At 67.4% G+C, this 18846-nt stretch carries 23 protein-coding genes; 8 read left to right on the forward strand and 15 right to left on the reverse strand.

Annotated elements, in window-relative coordinates; all coding sequences use genetic code 11:
• Nucleotides 1-91: 91 nt before the first annotated feature.
• From ACFV15_RS39455 to ACFV15_RS39465, 3 genes are read right to left on the reverse strand one after another with little or no spacing between them, the layout of a single operon-like run.
• Entirely contained in the window at nt 92-1069 is a 978-nt protein-coding gene (locus ACFV15_RS39455; protein WP_378357418.1) for an asparaginase, read from the reverse strand.
• Nucleotides 1066-1641, reverse strand: a complete 576-nt coding sequence (locus ACFV15_RS39460) for an aerial mycelium formation protein (RefSeq protein WP_378357420.1) — start codon at nt 1639-1641, stop codon at nt 1066-1068. The genes ACFV15_RS39455 and ACFV15_RS39460 overlap by 4 nt, the downstream gene beginning before the upstream one ends.
• A gap of 32 nt (nt 1642-1673) precedes the next feature.
• Nucleotides 1674-2795 carry a YgfZ/GcvT domain-containing protein gene (locus tag ACFV15_RS39465; protein WP_378357422.1) on the reverse strand — a complete coding sequence of 374 codons (1122 nt, stop codon included), beginning with the start codon at nt 2793-2795 and terminating at the stop codon, nt 1674-1676.
• A gap of 203 nt (nt 2796-2998) precedes the next feature.
• Here ACFV15_RS39465 and ACFV15_RS39470 point away from each other — a divergent pair, with 203 nt between their 5' ends.
• Nucleotides 2999-3844 carry an aminodeoxychorismate lyase gene (locus ACFV15_RS39470; protein WP_378357423.1) on the forward strand — a complete coding sequence of 282 codons (846 nt, stop codon included), beginning with the start codon at nt 2999-3001 and terminating at the stop codon, nt 3842-3844.
• Here the strand turns inward: ACFV15_RS39470 and ACFV15_RS39475 are convergent.
• From ACFV15_RS39475 to ACFV15_RS39490, 4 genes are read right to left on the reverse strand one after another with little or no spacing between them, the layout of a single operon-like run.
• Entirely contained in the window at nt 3841-4251 is a 411-nt protein-coding gene (locus tag ACFV15_RS39475) for a hypothetical protein (protein WP_378357424.1), read from the reverse strand. The two genes, ACFV15_RS39470 and ACFV15_RS39475, sit on opposite strands and share 4 nt — an antisense overlap.
• A 5-nt stretch (nt 4252-4256) precedes the next feature.
• Nucleotides 4257-5093: a biotin-dependent carboxyltransferase family protein gene (locus ACFV15_RS39480; protein WP_378357426.1), complete on the reverse strand. Its 837-nt coding sequence runs from the start codon at nt 5091-5093 to the stop codon at nt 4257-4259.
• Nucleotides 5090-5695 carry a 5-oxoprolinase subunit PxpB gene (pxpB, locus tag ACFV15_RS39485; protein ID WP_378357428.1) on the reverse strand — a complete coding sequence of 202 codons (606 nt, stop codon included), beginning with the start codon at nt 5693-5695 and terminating at the stop codon, nt 5090-5092. The genes ACFV15_RS39480 and pxpB overlap by 4 nt, the downstream gene beginning before the upstream one ends.
• A gap of 9 nt (nt 5696-5704) precedes the next feature.
• Nucleotides 5705-6319: an FABP family protein gene (locus tag ACFV15_RS39490; RefSeq protein ID WP_378357430.1), complete on the reverse strand. Its 615-nt coding sequence runs from the start codon at nt 6317-6319 to the stop codon at nt 5705-5707.
• 292 nt (nt 6320-6611) lie between these two features.
• On the opposite strand from ACFV15_RS39490, the gene ACFV15_RS39495 reads away from it, so the two are divergent.
• A complete protein-coding gene (locus tag ACFV15_RS39495) occupies nt 6612-6938 on the forward strand; it encodes a hypothetical protein (protein WP_378357431.1) in 327 nt (108 codons plus the stop codon).
• Between the two features lie 71 nt (nt 6939-7009).
• Here the strand turns inward: ACFV15_RS39495 and ACFV15_RS39500 are convergent, their stop codons facing one another.
• The 5 genes from ACFV15_RS39500 to ACFV15_RS39520 all read right to left on the reverse strand — a co-directional run bounded on the left by ACFV15_RS39500 (nt 7010) and on the right by ACFV15_RS39520 (nt 10165).
• Nucleotides 7010-7318, reverse strand: a complete 309-nt coding sequence (locus ACFV15_RS39500; RefSeq protein ID WP_091288487.1) for a DUF1416 domain-containing protein — start codon at nt 7316-7318, stop codon at nt 7010-7012.
• Nucleotides 7318-8154, reverse strand: coding sequence for a sulfurtransferase (locus ACFV15_RS39505; protein ID WP_378357433.1), 837 nt, complete (start codon nt 8152-8154; stop codon nt 7318-7320). Before ACFV15_RS39505 ends, ACFV15_RS39500 begins: the two co-directional genes overlap by 1 nt.
• A gap of 41 nt (nt 8155-8195) precedes the next feature.
• Nucleotides 8196-8630: a DUF4395 domain-containing protein gene (locus ACFV15_RS39510; RefSeq protein ID WP_378357434.1), complete on the reverse strand. Its 435-nt coding sequence runs from the start codon at nt 8628-8630 to the stop codon at nt 8196-8198.
• 197 nt (nt 8631-8827) lie between these two features.
• Nucleotides 8828-9268, reverse strand: a complete 441-nt coding sequence (locus ACFV15_RS39515) for a TlpA family protein disulfide reductase (protein ID WP_378357436.1) — start codon at nt 9266-9268, stop codon at nt 8828-8830.
• Entirely contained in the window at nt 9269-10165 is an 897-nt protein-coding gene (locus ACFV15_RS39520) for a DUF2993 domain-containing protein (protein ID WP_378357438.1), read from the reverse strand.
• A gap of 162 nt (nt 10166-10327) precedes the next feature.
• Here ACFV15_RS39520 and ACFV15_RS39525 point away from each other — a divergent pair, with 162 nt between their 5' ends.
• Nucleotides 10328-11071, forward strand: coding sequence for a winged-helix domain-containing protein (locus ACFV15_RS39525; protein WP_378357440.1), 744 nt, complete (start codon nt 10328-10330; stop codon nt 11069-11071).
• Here ACFV15_RS39525 and ACFV15_RS39530 read toward each other — a convergent pair.
• Complete coding sequence (locus tag ACFV15_RS39530; RefSeq protein ID WP_378357442.1) at nt 11068-11460, reverse strand: hypothetical protein; 393 nt, start codon at nt 11458-11460, stop codon at nt 11068-11070. The genes ACFV15_RS39525 and ACFV15_RS39530 overlap by 4 nt on opposite strands.
• A gap of 30 nt (nt 11461-11490) precedes the next feature.
• Here ACFV15_RS39530 and mshD point away from each other — a divergent pair, with 30 nt between their 5' ends.
• The 5 genes from mshD to pstB all read left to right on the forward strand — a co-directional run bounded on the left by mshD (nt 11491) and on the right by pstB (nt 16493).
• Entirely contained in the window at nt 11491-12357 is an 867-nt protein-coding gene (mshD, locus tag ACFV15_RS39535) for a mycothiol synthase (protein WP_378357443.1), read from the forward strand.
• Nucleotides 12358-12574: 217 nt separating this feature from the next.
• Nucleotides 12575-13705, forward strand: a complete 1131-nt coding sequence (gene pstS, locus ACFV15_RS39540; RefSeq protein WP_378357444.1) for a phosphate ABC transporter substrate-binding protein PstS — start codon at nt 12575-12577, stop codon at nt 13703-13705.
• A gap of 30 nt (nt 13706-13735) precedes the next feature.
• Nucleotides 13736-14797 carry a phosphate ABC transporter permease subunit PstC gene (gene pstC, locus ACFV15_RS39545; RefSeq protein WP_378357446.1) on the forward strand — a complete coding sequence of 354 codons (1062 nt, stop codon included), beginning with the start codon at nt 13736-13738 and terminating at the stop codon, nt 14795-14797.
• Nucleotide 14798: 1 nt separating this feature from the next.
• Nucleotides 14799-15713 carry a phosphate ABC transporter permease PstA gene (pstA, locus tag ACFV15_RS39550; RefSeq protein WP_378357448.1) on the forward strand — a complete coding sequence of 305 codons (915 nt, stop codon included), beginning with the start codon at nt 14799-14801 and terminating at the stop codon, nt 15711-15713.
• A gap of 3 nt (nt 15714-15716) precedes the next feature.
• Nucleotides 15717-16493, forward strand: coding sequence for a phosphate ABC transporter ATP-binding protein PstB (gene pstB / locus ACFV15_RS39555; protein ID WP_378357449.1), 777 nt, complete (start codon nt 15717-15719; stop codon nt 16491-16493).
• A gap of 56 nt (nt 16494-16549) precedes the next feature.
• On the opposite strand, the gene phoU is transcribed toward pstB, so the two are convergent.
• A complete protein-coding gene (phoU, locus tag ACFV15_RS39560) occupies nt 16550-17215 on the reverse strand; it encodes a phosphate signaling complex protein PhoU (protein WP_378357451.1) in 666 nt (221 codons plus the stop codon).
• Nucleotides 17216-17307: 92 nt separating this feature from the next.
• The gene (locus tag ACFV15_RS39565) at nt 17308-18690 is read right to left on the reverse strand and encodes an LCP family protein (protein ID WP_378357472.1); all 1383 of its coding nucleotides are present in this window, start codon (nt 18688-18690) and stop codon (nt 17308-17310) included.
• Nucleotides 18691-18846 lie beyond the last annotated feature (156 nt).

Here is an 18846-nt window from a genome sequence, read left to right on the forward strand (position 1 = left end):
AAAAAATCCCAATGCGGCATTGGTCAGGTTTCAGCACGCCAATGTGGCTTTCGTCAGCTCTGAGCTGACGAAAGCCACATTGGGATTTTTTTCAGGGCTGGAGGTTGGCCAGGGCCGAGGGCGGGACCCGGAGTTCGCCGACCGGGCGGCCGCCGCCGAAGACCTCGCCGTGGCCACGGCCCATGCGGTCGAGTGCCGCGTTGTCCGAGGGCAACGCGCCGAGCGCGCGCAGGGTGGCGACCAGGAGCGGCGGGCGGGCGCGCTGGGCGCCGTCGTCGATTTTCAGTGCGACCGCGGTGCCGTCGGACAGTGAGATCGCGTGGACGCCCTCGGCGCCACCTTTGGCCAGCAGGCCGTCGACGGCCTGCATCAGGACCGTGTCCTCGCGGCCGGTGCCCGCGACCTGCCACGGGTGCGCGCGCATCGCGTCCGCGACGCGGCGTTCCTCCAGGTAAGGCGAGGTGACCAGGCGGCCGAATGCGCGCGCCAGGCCGGTCAGTGAGAAGGCCGCGAGCGGCAGCCCGCAGCCGTCGATGCCGGTCGCCGCGACGGGCTCACCCGTGACGTCCGGGAACGTCGCCGCGATGACCTTCTGGAGGTCGTGCTCGACCGTCTCGTAGCCCTCGGTCGGCATACCGCGCTGGACGCAGGTCAGCAGCATCGCGGCGTGCTTGCCGGAGCAGTTCATCGCCACCTTGCTGGCGCCCTTGCGCGCGAAGATGGCGGCGAGCTTGCTCGTCTCGTGCATCGGGTACGCCGACGGGCAGACCAGCGCGGACTGGTCGAGGCCTGCCCGCTCCAGCAGCGCCAGCGCCCGCTCGACGTGCTTCGGCTCGCCGTTGTGCGAGCCGGCCGCGAAAGCCAGGTCCTCGTCGTCGACGTCCAGCCCGGCACGCAGCATCCCGAGCGCCTGGAACGGCTTGTTCGACGAGCGCGGGTAGATCGGCCGGTCGACGTCGCCGACGGCCAAGCGGACCGAGCCGTCAGGGTTGGTCACGACGAGCGCGCCGCGATGAACGCTTTCCACGACCTCCGAGCGCACAACCTCCACCAGCACGGGATTGCTCACTGCGCTCCTTCACCGGTCCGGCCGCGCTCACGGCTGATCAGCTCGTCCACCGAAGCCGTGCCGCTGCGGTACCGCGCGGCGATCTCGCCGTTGATCGTGTCCATCACGGACTGCACCTCACGCCTGCGCAGCGATACCTGCGACTCGGCCTCGGTGTACGTCTTCAGCGCACCCTCGAGCCGCTCCTCGCTCAGCGAGCTGACATCCGAGAGGTCGACATCGCCGACCAGCGCCTCGGCATGACGCCGATGCTCACCGGCCCGTGAAGGCTCCAGCTGCTGGTGACGGCCCTGACCGGGCGACGAGGAGACTGCGTTGTCAGCGAGTATCGAAGCCAGTTGGTCGACGATGCTGGTCTCACCACCGGAACTGCGGCGCTGCTGCTCGGCACGCACGATGTCGATTCGGGCGTGCAAAAGTCTGCGCAGGTACGAGAGGTCGGTTTCCTCTTGTGCCACTTCGTCTCTGCGCGCACGCAACTCGGTCAGCGGCAACTCAACAAGATTGCGCACGTAGCCTTCGGCCAGTACGCGGTCGATCCGTCGGCGCCCACCGGGCCGGACTTCGATCACCTTGACATCCTGCTATACGTCGGTCTAATTCGCTAGCCCCGAAGCCTTTGGGCGGCTTCGCGGCCTGGAGCGGCACCTTCGGCGGGCACCGAGTCCGGGTCGATTGCAGCTTGCACTTGGCGATCTGCGGCTCCGGCGAGCAGTTCCGAGCCGACCGGCGTCGACCGCTTGACCAACGCCAGCGCGATCGGGCCGAGCTCGTGATGCTGGACCACACTGCCGACCCTGCCGACCGTGCGCTCGCCGAGCACAACGGGATCGCCGGTCTCCGGCGAGATCTCCGGGGAACCGTCCAAATGCAGCAGCACCATGTTGCGCGGCGGCCTGCCGACGTTGTGCACCTTCGAAACGGTCTCCTGTCCCCGGTAGCAGCCCTTCGCGACGTGCGCGGCCGAGCCGATCCAGTTGACCTCGTGTGGAATCGTGCGGTCGTCGGTGTCGACGCCGATCCTGGCGTGCAGCGACTCGACGCGCAGCGCGTCGAACGCCCAGCTGCCGACGGGGCGCGCGCCCGCGTCGGTCACCTTGCGCCACCAGCCGTCGAGTTCCGCGCGCGGCACCACCAGGTCGACACTGGACTTGCCAGGCCACGGCATCCGCCGCGCGAAGCCACCGCCCGGCAGTGAAACCACGTCGCGCGTGAGCTGAACATCCACAGTGGACAGCACGCGCTCGGCCTCGGGGCCGAGCACGGTCAGCAGCGCGAAGTCCGCCGTGACATCGCGGATGTCTACTTTGGACCAGAACTTCATGGCCTCGAGGTACTGGAGCAGCGTCTGCTTGCCGCCGGACGGCAGCGCGCTGGTGACCTGCGGGCCGGGGTCGGTGTCCAGCCACACGGTGGCGTCGGTCTGCGCGACCGCCATGTGCGTCTCGACCCGGCCTTGCGAATCGAGGACCAGCGCCTCGGTGGCCGCGCCCTCCGGCAGCTCGGTCATGTGCTGGGAGATGACCAGGTGCAGCCACGAGAGCCGCTCCTCGCCGGTGACCGCGATCAGTTCGCGGTGCGACCGGTCGACGACCGCGGCACCACGGCTGGCCGTGCGCTGCTCGGCGAACGGGTCACCCCAGTGCCACGGGACGCCCGCTTCCGGGTGGCCGTCGGGCGCGGCGATGGATCCCCGCAGTTCGAGCAGTGGTGACTGATAGGCCATACGTCCGATACTAGGGCGTGTTTCCCGGAGCACGTCCGATGAGAGTCGTGATCCAGGTGGTTCCTGGCGGCGCCGTGGGATCACCCTCGTACCGGGTTGTACTCGGGGGATCCCGCGGCGCCGCCAGGGGCCGCCTGGGCGCGGCTATCGCGGACGCGCTCCGGGAAACACGCCCTGGGGGTCACTGGGTACCGTGGTCGGTTATGCGCGTGCTCGCCTTTCTCGATGGGACCCTTGCCGCACCCGACGCTCCCCAGATTCGCGTCGACGACCTGGGGCTTCTCCGCGGTGACGGCGTGTTCGAAACCGTGCTGGTGACCGGCGGGAAGCCCCGCGAACTGGGCCCGCACCTGGACCGGCTGGCGCGCTCCGCGGCCATGCTCGACCTGCCGCCGATCGACATCGCGGCTTGGGAAAAGCTCTGCGAGCAGGTCATCGGCGAGTGGACCGGCGGTCCCGAATTCGTGCTGAAACTCGTCTGCACCAGGGGAATCGAAGGCGACCCGAGTGGCAGCCCGACCGCTTTCGCGCTCGCCAACGAGGTCGACCCGAACGTGTTGCGCGCCCGCGCCGAGGGTGTGTCGGTTGTCACCCTCGACCGCGGCATCGACCTCGGGCTCGCCGAGCGCGCGCCCTGGCTGCTGCTGGGCGCGAAGACGATGTCGTACAGCTTCAACATGGCCGCGATCCGCGAGGCGAAGCGCCGCGGCGCCGATGATGTGATTTTCACCGCCGCCGACGGTTCGATCTTCGAAGGCCCGACTTCGACCGTCGTGCTCGTGCGCGGCCGCACGCTGTACACGCCGCCGTCGGACATCGGCATCCTGCCGGGCACGACGCAGGCCGCGCTCTTCCGCGGCGCGGAGAAGGCGGGCTGGACGGTCAAGTACGAGCCACTGCGCGTCGAGGACCTTTATGAAGCCGAGGGCCTCTTCATGGCCTCGTCGGTACGCAAGCTGACCCGGATCCACACGGTGAACGACCGGGCGCTGCCGGACTCGACAGCCGTCTACGGCGAGCTGATGGCGGCTTACGAAGGCGAGTACTAGTCCGCCACCAGGCGCACGGTCGCGGGCTGGGCGCCTTCCGCGCGGTACGCGGCGATCTTGTGGTGCCCGTCGACGATGAACACCTGGTCGCCGGAGTGCAGCAGCACCGCGACCGGCTTGTGGTGGGTACGGATCGCGGTCCGGTAGTAGGTCACGCGTGTGTCGTCCGACGGCGGCCAGTCACCGGTCGGGACGAGCTCGACGCCGTCGGCGAGCGGCTCCGGCCCGTGCAGCTCGTAGTCGCCGTCGGCGAGCAGGTCGAGCAGCGGGCGCAGGGTGGTGCTCAGCGGGCGCCGTAACTGGCCGGTCGCCAGTGCGATGCGCAGCGATTGCTGAAGCTCAGGACGGACGATCTTGCCGCCCGCGTTGATGGTGCCGCTGCCTCCGGAGACCGATACTCGTTCCACAATCATCAGGACGGTCGGAACCGCACTGTGGTTCCAGGGCGTACCTGCCCGAGAGCGCTCAGTGCGCCCCTGACGGCCACCGCGACGACCGGATAGCCGCCCGTTGTCGGATGATCGGCGAGGAAAAGCACTGGTAGCCCGCTCGGGGGCACCTGGATGGCCCCGGTGAGTAAACCCTCACTGGGCAATTCGGCGATTTCACCCGCTCGGCGCAACGGTTTCCCCTCGAACCGGAGCCCGACGCGGTTCGAGTCGGACGTCACGGTCCACGCCTTCGCGAGGCCTTCGGCTGGATCTTCGAACCAGTCGTCGCGTGGCCCGAGCGTCACCGGGACGATCAACTCCGGTGGCGCGACGGTCGGCCGGATCACGTCCCAGCCGCGGGCGACGCCTGGCTCGCCGAGCGGCAGGACATCGCCGGCCTTGAGCGGCTCGGGACCGATGGCGGACAGCACGTCTCGCGAGCGGCTGCCGAGCGCTGGTTCGACCGTGAGACCGCCCGAGATGGCGACGTAGCTGCGGAGCCCGGTCTCGGGCGTGCCGACGCTCAGCGTCTGTCCTGGGCCGAGGAACAACGGCACGTGCGACCCGCCAGGCCGGACGTCGACCGGCGGGCCGGTGACCGCGACCGTGCACGGAACGCGGGCCTTGAGCGTCAGGCCACCGAGCAGGCATTCGACGCCCGCGGCCGACTCGTCGTTGCCCACCAGCCGGTTCGCCAGCCGTAGCGCGGCCGCGTCCAGCGCGCCGGACGGTGGCACGCCGAGGTGGGCGTTGCCCGGCCTGCCGAGATCCTGGATCAAGGCGTGCGGGCCGGGATCGAGGATTTCGATCTCCCTCACCGCACGCTCCGGAACCGCACGCGGTCGCCGGGCGCGAGCAACGCCGGTCGTCCGGCGTGCTGGTCGAACAGGACGGCGGCGGACCGGCCGATCAGCCGCCAGCCGCCGGGCGACTCGCGTGGGTAGATCCCGGTGAACTCGCCTGCGACACCGACGGAACCGGCGGGCACACGGGTCCGCGACGTGTCCAATCTGGACTGCCGGAGCGGCTCGGGAAGTCCGGTCAGATAGCCGAATCCCGGTGCGAAGCCGGTGAAGGCCACTGTGTACTCGGCGCCTGTATGCAGTTCGACGACGTCCTGTTCGGAGATCCCGGCGTCGCGCGCGACGAGTTCCAGATCTTCGCCGTCGTAGACGACATCGATGGTGATCTCACGGGCTTCGGTGCTCGGCGGACCCGTCAAGTCGTCGATGAGCGCGCGGACCTCGTCCAGCGCTCGCGAACCGGGGCGGGCTTCGACGAGCAGGCTCCGCGCGCCGGGCACCAGTTCGACGACGTCGGACGGCCGCGCCGCCTCGACGGTCGCGCGCGCGGCCATCGCCTGCTCCAGCGAATCGAACTCGATCAGCGCCCCGTGCTCGCCGTACCGTCGCCACCGCATGGCGGCTACCTAACCGACAACCCGCTTCAGCAGTGCGGACGTGTGCGGCTGCATCGGCTGGCCGACCATGGCCCGCTCCTCGACGTAGCCGAGGTCGCCGTTGTTGACGAGCCCGTAGAGCCGCTGCGCGCCGGTGACCTCTTTGGCCGTCGAACTCCGCACGACCGCGTCGGTGCCGAGCTCCCAGGAAGCCTGACCTCGGGTGGCGCCGTAGAACAGCTCGAGGATGCCGGTGTTGTGCGCCAGCAGCAGCTCGATGGTGTCATCGTCCTTCGGGCGCCAGACACCGCTCTCGCGGGCGGCCGGGCGGATGACGTTGCCATCCTTGTCCAGCAGCCATGACCTGGCTTCGTGGATCAGGAACGGCCTGCCGTCGTGCGAGATCGTGAGCTGCATCCCGAACCGGTACGGGCCCTCGATCGTCGGGTAGTCGACCTCACCCTCGCCGCGCCACACGCCGACGAGCGGCAGCAGCGCCAAGCACGCGTCGTTGAGGTTCGGTCCCTCACGCAGGTTCGCGGTGTCCGCCGGGATCGGCAGATCGTCGAACTGGGGGACATTGCGCAGGCGGGTGGTCTCCGCGCGCTTCTCCGCGGCCTGGATGGCCTCGTCACCACTGGCCATCGGTCAGCGCTGGTCCGAGTAGAGCCGGTAGACGACGTACACGGCGAACCAGGTGATCACCAGGCCGGCCAGGACGAGCAGGCTCGTAAACAGGATTTCCACGTCTCGCAGAATAGCCCGCCCCGCCTGCCCCGGCCCTGTGGGCTTCGGTACAGCGCTCTCCGGCACCCAGTCCATGCGATGGGGGATTCCCCTGGTTTTCCTCCGCGGCGTGTGGGAACGCCGGTTTGGCGACGGGTCATAGCTGATCCTTCGAACTGTCATAAGGACCAACAACCATAAGGACGTCGAAATGTCCGAAGAATCGGTGAACACCCGAACGCGCAGTTCATGGTCACGTGCGGCGATCCTGGTCGGCACGTTCGGCTGCGCACTCGCACTGAGCACCACCGCGGCATCGGCCGAGGGCACCTGGACGGTGAAAGGCTCCAGCCACATCACGCGCGCGGAAGCACAGGCGGACTTTTCCGACCTGAAGCTCAAATGCCGTCGACAGGGCGGCTTTGTCGTCGAAACCGGCATCCTCACCAGGAGTTTCGATCCCGGTCCCGGCGCCATCAGCAGGACCGACCCCGACAGTCCTTACCGTGCATACGTCGTCTGCCGGTCCTTGCGCTGAACGAAAGCCCCAAAGTCACTTTCGGGGCGTTGCACGTCCCGAAAGTGACTTTGGGGCCTTTGAAGCGTGGGTCAGGCGACCGCGATGGCCAGCTGGTGGACGCCGGGGCCGGAGGCCGTGACCGAGGCCTCGCCGTTGCCGCTGCGGTGCAGGGCGCGGACGGTCCAGTTGCCGGGGGCCGCGTAGAAGCGGAAGTCACCGTCGGCCGAGGAGACGACCTCGCCGGTGAAGTCGCCGTTGCCGTCGAGCAGGCGGACGAAGGCTCCGCCCAGCGGTGCGTCCGAGGACGTCACCTTGCCGGCCAGTACGACCTGGCCCTTGGTGTCGTAGTCGGCCGGGGTGGCCGTCTGTGCCGGTGCGCCGCAGCTGTCATCCGCCATTACTTCGCTCCCAACTCAACGGGCACGCCGACCAGCGAGCCGTATTCCGTCCATGAACCGTCGTAGTTCTTGACATCCGAGTAGCCGAGCAGCTCGTGCAGCGCGACCCAGGCGATCGACGAGCGCTCACCGATACGGCAGTACGCGATGGTGCCCTTCGACTCGTCGAGGCCTTCCTCGGCGTACAGCTCCTTGATCTCTTCCTCGGTCTTGAAGGTGCCGTCCTCGTTGGCGACCTTCGCCCACGGCACGTTCAGCGCGCCGGGGATGTGGCCGGGGACCTGGGACTGCTCCTGCGGCAGGTGCGCGGGCGCGAGCAGCTTGCCGGAGAACTCGTCGGGCGAGCGCACGTCCACGAAGTTGCTGCTGCCGATGGCCGCGACGACCTCGTCACGGAAGGCACGAATGGAGAGGTCCTGGTCCTTGGCCTTGTAGTCGGTGGTCTCGCGCTTGACCTCGTCGGAGTTCAGCTCACGGCCGTCGAGCTCCCACTTCTTGCGGCCGCCGTCGAGCAGCTGGACGTTCGCGTGGCCGTAGAGCGTGAAGTACCAGTACGCGTACGCGGCGAACCAGTTGTTGTTGCCGCCGTAGAGGATCACGCGGTCGTCGTTCGAGATGCCCTTCGAGGACAGCAGCGCCTCGAAGCCTTCCTTGCTGACGAAGTCGCGGCGCACCCCGTCCTGCAGGTCCTTGCGCCAGTCGAACTTCACGGCGCCGCGGATGTGGCCGTTGTCGTAGGCGGTGGTGTCCTCATCGACCTCGACGAACACGACGCCGGGGGTGTCCAGATTCTCCTCGGCCCACTGGGTGGTGACCAGGACGTCTTCACGGCTCATGGAGCGGCACTCTCTTTCTTGGGTGTGTTCGGGAAGTCGGTCTACGAAGCTGAGGTGGTGGGGCTGAACCGCTTGAGCAGCAGGTACATCTCGCACCCGAGGCAGAAGTTGAACGCGGCGTTGAGGAAGGCTGCGAACAGCGCGAACGCGGTGGCGACGATGCCGAGCACGGTCAGCCCCGTGACGAAACCGATCGTGCCCACCAGCGCGAACACGAAGCCGACCGACTGCGCGAACCGCAGCGGCGCCGCGTCCTCACGCTCGGCGGAAGGCTTCAGCCTCGGCGCGACCAGCGTCCGGTAGACCAGTGCGTACGGCGACTGCTTCAGTCCGATGAACGCGCCGATGGCGAAGACCACGGTCTGCGCCGCGAGCAGTGGCCACCACTGGGTGAGCAGCACCACCGCGAGCACGATCGTCGTCAGAATCGCCTGGAACCTGGGACCACGCGGGTCCACGGCCGGTCCTGCTGACATGTCATCTCCTGAATTGGACGTGCTTGTACACACCGAAAAACCAGGGATACGCGGACGCGCTCTAGCGCTGTGCCCGCCAAGCCGGACACAGGCTGCTCCGCACGCGGCACAGATCAACCGCGCGGCGTTGCGTCAAGAGGAGGCGCCTGTTCACGGCGTCGACCCTACCCAGTGCTCCCTCACTGTGGGAACAGCGTTCATTCCTTGGGATGCATCCCAGAATTCGAGAGATTCAGGTAGGGATTCAGGGCTTCGAGCAGGTCAGCGGCTTTCGGAACACCACCGACGCGAAGCAGCTCGCGGCCGTCAGAAGCCAACGCGAGGGTGGTCGGGGTCCGCAAAACCAACAAAGCGTGTGCGACCTCGGGCTGCTCGGTGACGTCGAGGTCGACGTAACGCAACCCCTCGGTCTTCTCCGCGAGGTTCGACAGGATCGCCCGCGTGTGACGGCAGGGCGCACAGAACGTGGTCGAGATCTGGACCAGTGTCACCGAGGCCGCCGGGTCCAGAGCCGCGGCGACCACATCGGGAAGGTCATGGGTGCGGGCAGCGCTGATCCGGCCGTTCCTGGCACGCAGGACGAGACCCACCACCCCGCCGAGCACCAGCGTGCCCAGCAGCACCCACACCCCGGTCACTTACTTCCCCTTAACCGGCAATCCCGCGAACGTCACGTCGCGCATCTCGCCCTTGATGGTCACCGAGCCCTGGTTGACCTTCACACCGGTCGGCTTGACCTGGAACGGCAGGTCGCCCGGCTTCACGGTCGCTTCGAACGTCTTCAGGAACTTCGCCTGGATGATGTCCTCAACGACCGTGGTCTCCTTGTCATTCCCGTACTGCAGCCGCTTCGGCGCGAACGTGATCGCGCCATCCTTCAGCTCGATCATCGCGAAGCAGAAGATCTCCACCTTCTGACCGGCGATCTGCAGCTCGCCCGACATCCGGACGCCTGCCTTGGCGTCGTCCTTGATCTCGGAGCCGTCGGGGTTGGTCGTGGTGGTGTCCTTCTTCTTGGTGTCGACGCCGGTCTCGACGTACTCCTCGCTGGACGGGTCGATCCGCAGGTTCTCGATCTTGTCCAGCGGCGCGATGCGCGCGATGTCGCTGGCCTTCAGCGTGACCTGGCCGTCGAGCTTGCCGATGGTGATCGACTTGGTGTTGCCGTTCAGCACGTCGCTCAGCGGCGCGATGACGTCGTAGAGCTCGGCGTTCAGCTCGACGTCGCGCAGCTGGTCGTTGACGGGCACCCCGGAGGCGTAGACCGAGATGTGACCGTAGTCACCGCCGAGCGCCTGCGTGAGGAACGGGAAGCCCTTGATGGACACCGACGGGTCGTCGCTCAGCTTGAGCTGCTCGCGCGCCTTCTGCGAGATCTCGTGCTCGGCGAACGCGGCCATGCCGAAGTCCGCGCCGACCAGAATCGCTGCCAGCACCAAGAAAATGATGATCAGCCTGCGTGTGCGCCGCCCCTTGCGCCGCGGTGCCGGCTGCTCCATCGCGCGGTCCTGCTGGGCTACTGGCCTGCTCACCATTTAGTCCGATCTGCTCGCTTGCGACTGGCCTCCACGGTCTCACCAGGTGTGATGGACCCGGCAGGGGGGAGGTCTTTCTCGCGTTCACCCGCTATTCTCACTTAGCACCGACCCAGCGACGTGTTCGAGGCGACGTAACTGACGTGAAGGCGGTGTGGGCGCATGAGCCTGGATCTTCTGGTACTTACTCCCGAGGCGGATGCCACCTCGGTGCTGCCCGCTCTCGATCTGCTCCCGCACACCGTGCGTGTGCGTGCGCCCGAGGTCACCGCGCTCCTCGACGCCGGGCACCGTGACGTCATCCTCTTGGACGCCCGCAGCGACCTCGCTTCCGCGAAGAGCCTGTGCCGTTTGCTCAAGGGTACCGGTGACGACGAAGGCTCGACGCCCATCATCGCCGTGGTCGGCGAAGGCGGACTGGTCGCGGTCAGCGCCGAATGGCGCACGGACGACATTCTTCTCCCCACCGCGGGCCCCGCCGAGGTCGACGCCCGCCTGCGGCTGGCCACCACACGCGACGGCGGATCGTCCCAGGTCGACGCGGAACTGCGCGTCGGCGAACTGGTGATCGACGAGGCCACGTACACCGCCAGGCTGAAGAAGCGCACCCTCGAGCTCACGTACAAGGAGTTCGAGCTGCTCAAGTACCTCGCGCAGCACGCCGGCCGGGTGTTCACCCGCGCGCAGCTGCTGCAGGAGGTCTGGGGCTACGACTTCTTCGGTGGCACGCGCACGGTCGACGTCCACGTCCGGCGCCTGCGCGCCAAGCTCGGCCCCGAGCACGAGCAGATGATCGGCACCGTCCGCAACGTCGGCTACAAGTTCGAGCGCCCGTCGAAGGGCGGGTCCACGCCGAAGCTGCCGGTGCAGGCGCCCGCCGACGCCACGGAGCTCACCTCTCACTAGAGGTCAGGCAGCGGATCCACGGGCAGGTCGCCCTCGACCTCGAGGTCGGCCGCGCGGATCACGGACACGTACTCGTCGTCGATCTCGAGCGCCAGCCCGCCGAAGTTGATGGTCGGGCCGAACGACGGGTGGCCTTTGACCGGGCCGAACAGCGTCGACCTCGGGTAGACCTCCCATACCGTCTTGGGCTTGTAGCGCCGCCAGTTGCTGCAGGCGATCACCACGATGCGCCGATCGGTGACCACGACCAGGTAGTTGATGCCGCCGACGGCGGCCCACGCCCGCTCGCCGTCGAAGTTCGTCGAACTCGCGGGGAACACGTAGCGGATCTCGTCACCCGCGGGCAGGAAGGCACGGCAAGCGTCCCGAACCTTGGCTTTCACCGGCATGCGCCCAGTGTGCCCCGGTAGGTTGGCTTCATGCTGAACGCGGTGTGGGTGAGTGAACTCGGCACGGACGAGTCGCGGGTGACGGACCTGCTCAAGGCCGTCGCCGACGTCGACGGCAAGCCGGAGATCGAGGACGGTTTCCCGTTCCAGGGCGGCAAGCATCTGCTCGCGAGCGTCGACGGCGAGCTCGTCGGCTACGCGCACCTCGACACCGGCGGCGACGCGTTCGGCAACCAGGTCGCCGAGCTGTTCGTGCACCCGGAGCATCGGCGCAAGGGCTACGGCGGCTCGCTCGTCCAGGCGCTGTCCGTCAAGGGACCGCTGCGTATCTGGGCACACGGCGACCATCCGGCCGCGGCCGAGATCGCCGAGCGACAGGGCCTCGTGCGCGCCCGCGAGCTGCTCATCCTGCACACCGAGGTCAAGGACTGGCCCGCGCCCGCCATCGAGCTCCGCACCTTCGTAAAGGGCCAGGACGAGCAGGCGGTCATCGACGTCAACGCCCGCGCCTTCGACTGGCACCCCGAGCAGGGCAGCCTCACCGTCGACGAGCTGCGCGCCACCGAAAAGAAGGCGTGGTTCGACCCCGACGGCTTCTTCCTCGCCGAGGACGCCGAGGGCAAGGTCGTCGGCTTCCACTGGACCAAGGTGCACGCGGCCGACCCGAAGCGCTTCGGCGGCGAGCCGGTCGGCGAGGTGTACGTGGTCGGCGTCGACCCGTCGGCACAGGGCGGCGGACTGGGCAAAGCCCTCACCTTGGCCGGTTTGCGGTATCTGCGCGACCGCGGTCTCCGGCAGATCATTCTTTATGTCGAGGGTGACAATTCACCGGCTTTGGCGGTTTATTCCAAACTTGGTTTCACGCGCTTTTCGGTAGATGTTCAATACGCGAGTTAGCGGACTGCGAGCGCGTTGTCACTGAGGGCGTACACGCAGGTCACGGCCAGGTGACGGGCATCTCTCGGTACGAGTAGCACTGCTCACATCACGGCGGTGTTCACTTTCCGTTCACCTGTACAGGACCATCTGTCCATTCCGGCTGCCTAATGTCCGGTTCCGGCGCGGCGAGACGTTCGCGTGGACCTGAGGAAACTCTCCAGCTGGAGGAAATGCAGTGAAGATCATGCGGCCGTTGGGCGCGATCGGCATCGTGGCGAGCGCCGCCCTCGTGCTCGTGGCCTGTGGTTCCGACCCCGCGGCGAAGAACAGCGGCAGCGGCTCGTCCGCCGCGGTGCCCGCTGGCGACGCCACGGCCCAGGTGGAGTGCGGTGGCAAGAGCCCGCTGTCGGCCGAAGGTTCGTCCGCGCAGAACAACGCCGTCGAAATCTTCAAGCAGAAGTACACCGCCAAGTGCGCCGGTCAGCAGGTGAACTACAACCCGACCGGTTCCGGCGCGGGTGTGAAGCAGTTCAACGCCAACCAGGTCGACTTCGCCGGTTCGGACTCGCCGCTCTCGGGTGCCGACGCCGAAGCCGCCAAGGCCCGCTGCGCCAGCGACGCCTGGAACCTCCCGCTGGTCGTCGGCCCGGTCGCCATCGCCTACAAGCTCCAGGGCGTCGACAAGCTGGTGCTGACCCCCGAGGTCACCGCCAAGATCTTCAACGGCACCGTCAAGACGTGGGACGACCCGGCCATCAAGGCGGTCAAGGGCAACGAGTCGCTGACCCTGCCGTCGAAGCCGATCCAGGTCGTCTCCCGCTCGGACGAGTCCGGCACCACCGACAACTTCCAGAAGTACCTCAAGGTCGCCTCCAAGGGCGCCTGGACCCAGGGTGACGGCAAGGCGTTCAAGGGTGGCGTCGGCAACGGCGCTGCCAAGTCGAACGGTGTCGTCGAGGCCGTCAAGGCCTCCGACGGTGGCATCACCTACGTCGAGGGCGCCTTCGCCAAGGACGGCGTGAGCGCCGCTCTGCTCGACAGCGGTTCCGGTGCGGTCGAGCTCTCCGCCGCGAACGTCGCCAAGGCGCTCGACGCGGCGAAGTTCAAGAAGGAAGGCTCAAACGACCTCGCGCTCGACCTCGACGGCATCTACGGCAGCAACACCCCTGGCGCCTACCCGCTGCTGCTCACGACCTACGAGATCGTCTGCTCCAAGTACGCTGACGCGAACGTCGCGAAGGCCGTGAAGGCGTTCCTGAACGTCGCCGCGACCGATGGTCAGAAGCCGCTGTCGGAGAAGGGTTTCGTCCCGATCCCGGCCTCGCTGCAGACCAAGGTCCTGGGTGCCATCAAGGCCATCGCGTAACACACACGACAGGCTGGACTGAAGAAGTCGATGACCGACTCAACTTCGACGCGAACGCCCACCGGGGACCCCGGTGGGCGTTCGCCGTCCTCTCGTATCCCCCCGGAGGCCCCGATTTCGGAGCAAGCACCGGCCTCGGCACCGAAACCGGGGTCCCAGGCCGCGGTGAAACAGCGCCCCGGCGACCGCATCTTCAAGAACCTGACCACCGGCGCCGGCGTCTTCGTCGTCGCACTGATCGGCCTGATCGGACTGTTCCTGCTGGTGCAGGCCATTCCGGCGCTCAAGGCCGACAACGCGAACTTCCTGTTCTCCTCCGGCTGGTCGACCGGTGACCCGAACAACATGGCGTTCGGCATCCTGGACCTGCTCCAGGTCACCGTCGCCACCTCGCTCGTCGCGCTGATCATCGCGATGCCGGTCTCGCTGGGCATCGCGCTGTTCCTGACGCAGTACGCGCCGAAGCGCCTGGCCAGGGCGTTCGCCTACGTCATCGACCTGCTCGCCGCGGTGCCGTCGATCATCTTCGGCCTGTGGGGCATCCTCGTGCTCGCGCCCGCGATCGAGCCGTTCTCGCTGTGGGTCAACGACACGTTCTCGTGGATCCCGGTCTTCGCGCCGGGCAACGTGGCGCCGAGCGTGCGCGGCACGATCTTCACCGCGGGCGTCGTGCTCGCCGTGATGCTGCTGCCGATCATCTCCTCGCTGACGCGGGAGGTGTTCGAGCGCACGCCGACCCCGCACATCGAAGGCGCGCTGGCGCTGGGCGCCACCCGCTGGGAGGTCATCAGGACCACGGTGCTGCCGTTCGGCAAGGCCGGGTACATCGGCGCCTCGATGCTCGGCCTCGGCCGCGCGCTCGGCGAGACGATCGCGCTGGCGGTCATCCTGCTGATCCCGGTCGGCCGGGACTTCACCTGGAGCGTGTTCGACGGCGGCGCGACCTTCGCGTCCAAGATCGCCGCGAACTACAGCGAGTTCAACAACGTGACCTCCGCCGGTGCCTACATCGCGGCGGGCCTGGTGCTGTTCCTGCTGACCTTCCTGGTCAACTTCGCGGCCAGGTCCATCATCGCCAAGAAGGTGGACTGAGATGACCACTTCGCTCGAAGCGCCCGCGTCGACACCTGCGTTCCAGCAGGTCAGCTTGGCACGCAAGGCCAAGAACGGTGTCGCGACCGTGCTCGTGTGGCTGTCGTTCCTGATCGCCGTCGTCCCGCTGGTGTGGGTGCTGTACACGGTGATCGTCAACGGCATCACCCGGCTCCCGTTCTCCAACTGGTGGAGCGAGGACTTCGGGAGCGTGCTGTCCGACGAGGTCGGCGGCGGCGTGCTGCACGCGGTGATCGGCACCCTGCTCCAAGGCCTGGTCTGCGCGGTCATCGCCGTGCCGCTCGGTCTGTTCGTCGCGATCTACCTGGTCGAGTACGGCCGTGGCAAGCTCGCGAAGACCACCACGTTCATGGTCGACATCCTCTCCGGTGTCCCCTCGATCGTCGCCGCGTTGTTCATCTACGCGCTGTGGATCACCACGTTCGGCCTGCCGCGCAGTGGTTTCGCCGTGTCGCTGGCACTGGTGCTGCTGATGATCCCGGTGGTCGTGCGGTCCTCGGAGGAAATGCTCCGGATCGTGCCGGACGACCTGCGCGAGGCGTCCTACGCGCTGGGCGTTCCCAAGTGGAAGACGATCGTGAAGATCGTGCTGCCGACGGCGCTGTCCGGCATCATCGGCGGCATCATGATGGCGCTCGCCCGTGTCATGGGTGAGACCGCGCCACTGCTGGTGCTCGTCGGCTATTCCAGCTACGTCAACTGGAACATCTTCAGCGGCGAGCAGGCCTCACTGCCGCTGGTGATGAACAACGAGCGTGTCACCAACACGATGACCCCCGGCAGCGTCGGCTTCGAGCGCATCTGGGGCGCCGCGCTGACGCTGGTGATCATCATCGCGGTGATCAACCTGCTCGCCACGCTGATCTCCCGCCTCGTCGCCCCGAAGAAGAAGTGAGTCATGGCCAAGCGAATCGACGTCAAAGACGTAGACATCTACTACGGCAAGTTCCACGCCGTGGACAACGTCACGCTCTCGGTGCCGCCGCGTAACGTCACCGCGTTCATCGGCCCGTCCGGCTGTGGCAAGTCGACCGTGCTCCGCACCCTCAACCGCATGCACGAGGTCATCCCCGGCGCGCGGGTCGAGGGCGAGGTGCTGCTCGACGGCGAGGACATCTATTCGTCCACTGTGGACCCCGTGCAGGTGCGCCGCACGATCGGCATGGTGTTCCAGCGCCCGAACCCGTTCCCCACGATGTCCATCAAGGACAACGTGGTCGCCGGGCTTCGGTTGGCCGGCACCAAGAACAAGAAGCGCCTCGACGAGATCGCCGAGCGCGCACTGCGTGGCGCGAACCTGTGGAACGAGGTCAAGGACCGGCTGAACAAGCCGGGCGGCGGCCTCTCCGGTGGTCAGCAGCAGCGGCTCTGCATCGCGCGCGCGATCGCGGTGCGGCCGGACGTGCTGCTGATGGACGAGCCGTGTTCCGCGCTGGACCCGATCTCCACGCTGGCGATCGAGGACCTGATCGGTGAGCTGAAGAAGGAGTACACGATCGTCATCGTGACTCACAACATGCAGCAGGCCGCCCGTGTTTCGGACCAGACGGCGTTCTTCAACCTGGCGGGCGTCGGCCAGCCGGGTCGTCTCGTCGAGCTGAACGACACGGAGAAGATCTTCTCCAATCCCAACGAAAAAGCGACCGAGGACTACATCTCCGGCCGCTTCGGCTGAGTACTGACACCAAAAAGCGGGCCTCATCCCGGGATGAGGCCCGCTTTTTGGTGCTGTTACAGGTCTTCAGCGGAGCCGTAGCCCGGCATGCGGCCGGTTACCACGAAGACCATGCGGCGCGCGACCGACACCGCGTGGTCGGCGAAGCGCTCGTAGAAGCGGCCCAGCAGCGTGACATCGACGGCCGCGGCGACACCGTGCTGCCAGTCCTTGTCCATGATCACGGTGAACAGGTGCTTGTGGATGTCGTCGACCTGGTCGTCGTCGGCCTCGAGCGAGCGGGCCGCTTCGACGTCCTTGGTCTTGATGACGGTCTCGGCCTGCCTGGCCAGCTTGACCGCGACCGAGCCCATTTCGGCGAAGTACGGCTTGACGTCATCAGGGAGCACTGCTTCCGGGTGACGGCGGCGCGCGGCCTTGGCGACGTGCAGCGCCAGGTCACCCATCCGCTCCAGGCTCTCCGCCGCGTGGATGGCGGCCAGCACGGTCCGCAGATCGGTCGCGACGGGTGCCTGGAGTGCCAGCAGCGCGTACGCCGCCTCCTCGCAGTCCGCCCGTGCGTCGTCGACCTTGGAGTCGCCGCTGATGACCTGTTCCGCCAGGCTGAGATCCGTCTCCAGGAGCGCCTTGGTCGCCAGTTCCATGGCGTCCGCGACCTGAAGTGACATTGCAGCCAGCTTGACGGCCAGCTGTTCGAGTTCGACGTGGTAAGCCTCGCGCATGGTCTCACTTTACGTGCGGTGATTCTCGAATGCCGCATCGCAGGGTGAACCGGACGTGAACCTGGCTTAACAATTGCCGAGGTCACTGGGGGTTATCCGGTGGTCGCGGATTTCTTGCCGCCACCAGCGGACTTGGCAGGCGTGGACGGCGGGGCGGCTTCTTCGACCGGCTTGTTCGGGTCGGGCAGCGGCGCGTTCTCGATCAGCGCCTTGAACACCGCCGAGGCTTTGCCCTGCACCAGCACCTCGTTGCCGCGGCTGTTCGCGTTGCCCGTGGTCGGCACGGTCATGAAGTTGACCTTGGCCGGGTCGACGCCCTTCATGGACTGCGCGAGCGTGAGCATCTGGTCGATGCCGATGTTGTCACCGAACGTGGCCTTCGCGAACGCGGTGACGAAGCCGGTGAGCTTGCCCGCGTTGAGCATCACGTCCTTGGACATGACCTTCTTGAGCAGCGCGCCGATGAACTCCTGCTGCCGCTTGATCCGGCCGTAGTCGGAGGTGACGTCCTTCTTGACGTGCCTGGCGCGCACGAAGTTCAGCGCCTGGTCGCCGCTGATCGCGTGATCGCCCGCCTCCGGGATGACCAGGCCGAGCACTTCGTCGTCGATCGGGATCTCGGTGTGGACGGTGACGCCCTGCACCGCGTCGACCATGTCCTTGAAGCCGTTGAAGTCGATGCCGACGAAATGGGTCATCTTCATGCCGGTGATCTGCTGGATCACCTTGGTCACGCACTGCGGTCCGCCGACGGCGTACGCGGTGTTCAGCTTCGCGATCTTCTGCGCGGGCGATTTTTCGTCGCTGTACTGGGAAGTCGCGGGGTCGAAGCGGTTGCACTCCGGCCGCGAGATCTCGAGGTCACGCGGGAAGGAGACCATCACGACGCGCTGCCGGTCCGCCGGGATGTGCGCGATCATGACCGTGTCGGAGCGTGCGCCCGGCGTGCCGTTGGCGGTGCCGACGCCGTCTTCGGCCGCCGCGCCGTCGCGCGAGTCCGAGCCGACCATGAGGAAGTTCTCGTCACCGGTCTGCCCGGCGGCGTTCTGGATGTCGGCCGAGTTCTCGTCGAGCGCGGAGACCGACTTGAACTGCTGGTCGAAGAACACCTTGGCGCCCCAGGCGGCGCCGGTGCCCGCGAACACGATCGCGGCCAGCGCGATCGCGACGATCCGGCCGATCAGGACGGACCGTTCGGTCTTGCGGACCTTCTTTTCCTGCAAGCGGGTCTGTGAGGGCTTCTCTTCGGCCTTTTCCGCGGGCTCGGCGGCGGAAGGCGCGACGACGCGCTGCAACGCGGTGCGCGTCTGCTCGAGCAGCGCGGCGGGACGGGCGGCGAGCCGCTCACGGCGTTCCCGCTTACGGCTCTCCTCCTGCTCCAGCTCGTCGTGCGCGGCGGAGAAGCGGGCGAGCGTGTGGTCGATCTTGCGCCGCTGCCTGGTCGGCTCGTCGATGGTGTCGAGCTCGTCGGTCATCAGCGTCTCGACCGGCGGGCGCGGCGCGGACGGCCGTCGCGGCCTGCGCACCGGCTGGGCTACCTGGGTGGCGTCCGGCTCCGGACGACGCTGGGGCTTGACAGGCGGCTTGACGGGCGCGGGCTTGGCGATCTGGGTCGCTTCCGGCTGCGGACG

The sequence above is a fragment of the Amycolatopsis sp. NPDC059657 genome (assembly GCF_042734395.1).
Classification (GTDB): Bacteria; Actinomycetota; Actinomycetes; order Mycobacteriales; family Pseudonocardiaceae; genus Amycolatopsis.

Bases quoted from the DNA above. Each gene is read 5' to 3' on its own strand.
- phoU (WP_378357451.1), bottom strand. From the start codon at position 17,215: ATGCGCGAGGCTTACCACGTCGAACTCGAACAGCTGGCCGTCAAGCTG.
- ACFV15_RS39470 (WP_378357423.1), top strand. From the start codon at position 2,999: ATGCGCGTGCTCGCCTTTCTCGATGGGACCCTTGCCGCACCCGACGCT.
- ACFV15_RS39530 (WP_378357442.1), bottom strand. From the start codon at position 11,460: ATGCCGGTGAAAGCCAAGGTTCGGGACGCTTGCCGTGCCTTCCTGCCC.
- pxpB (WP_378357428.1), bottom strand. From the start codon at position 5,695: ATGCGGTGGCGACGGTACGGCGAGCACGGGGCGCTGATCGAGTTCGAT.
- ACFV15_RS39510 (WP_378357434.1), bottom strand. From the start codon at position 8,630: ATGTCAGCAGGACCGGCCGTGGACCCGCGTGGTCCCAGGTTCCAGGCG.
- ACFV15_RS39505 (WP_378357433.1), bottom strand. From the start codon at position 8,154: ATGAGCCGTGAAGACGTCCTGGTCACCACCCAGTGGGCCGAGGAGAAT.
- pstA (WP_378357448.1), top strand. From the start codon at position 14,799: ATGACCACTTCGCTCGAAGCGCCCGCGTCGACACCTGCGTTCCAGCAG.
- ACFV15_RS39495 (WP_378357431.1), top strand. From the start codon at position 6,612: ATGTCCGAAGAATCGGTGAACACCCGAACGCGCAGTTCATGGTCACGT.
- ACFV15_RS39500 (WP_091288487.1), bottom strand. From the start codon at position 7,318: ATGGCGGATGACAGCTGCGGCGCACCGGCACAGACGGCCACCCCGGCC.
- ACFV15_RS39465 (WP_378357422.1), bottom strand. From the start codon at position 2,795: ATGGCCTATCAGTCACCACTGCTCGAACTGCGGGGATCCATCGCCGCG.
- ACFV15_RS39490 (WP_378357430.1), bottom strand. From the start codon at position 6,319: ATGGCCAGTGGTGACGAGGCCATCCAGGCCGCGGAGAAGCGCGCGGAG.
- pstB (WP_378357449.1), top strand. From the start codon at position 15,717: ATGGCCAAGCGAATCGACGTCAAAGACGTAGACATCTACTACGGCAAG.
- ACFV15_RS39525 (WP_378357440.1), top strand. From the start codon at position 10,328: ATGAGCCTGGATCTTCTGGTACTTACTCCCGAGGCGGATGCCACCTCG.
- ACFV15_RS39565 (WP_378357472.1), bottom strand. From the start codon at position 18,690: ATGACCGACGAGCTCGACACCATCGACGAGCCGACCAGGCAGCGGCGC.
- pstC (WP_378357446.1), top strand. From the start codon at position 13,736: ATGACCGACTCAACTTCGACGCGAACGCCCACCGGGGACCCCGGTGGG.
- ACFV15_RS39520 (WP_378357438.1), bottom strand. From the start codon at position 10,165: ATGGTGAGCAGGCCAGTAGCCCAGCAGGACCGCGCGATGGAGCAGCCG.
- mshD (WP_378357443.1), top strand. From the start codon at position 11,491: ATGCTGAACGCGGTGTGGGTGAGTGAACTCGGCACGGACGAGTCGCGG.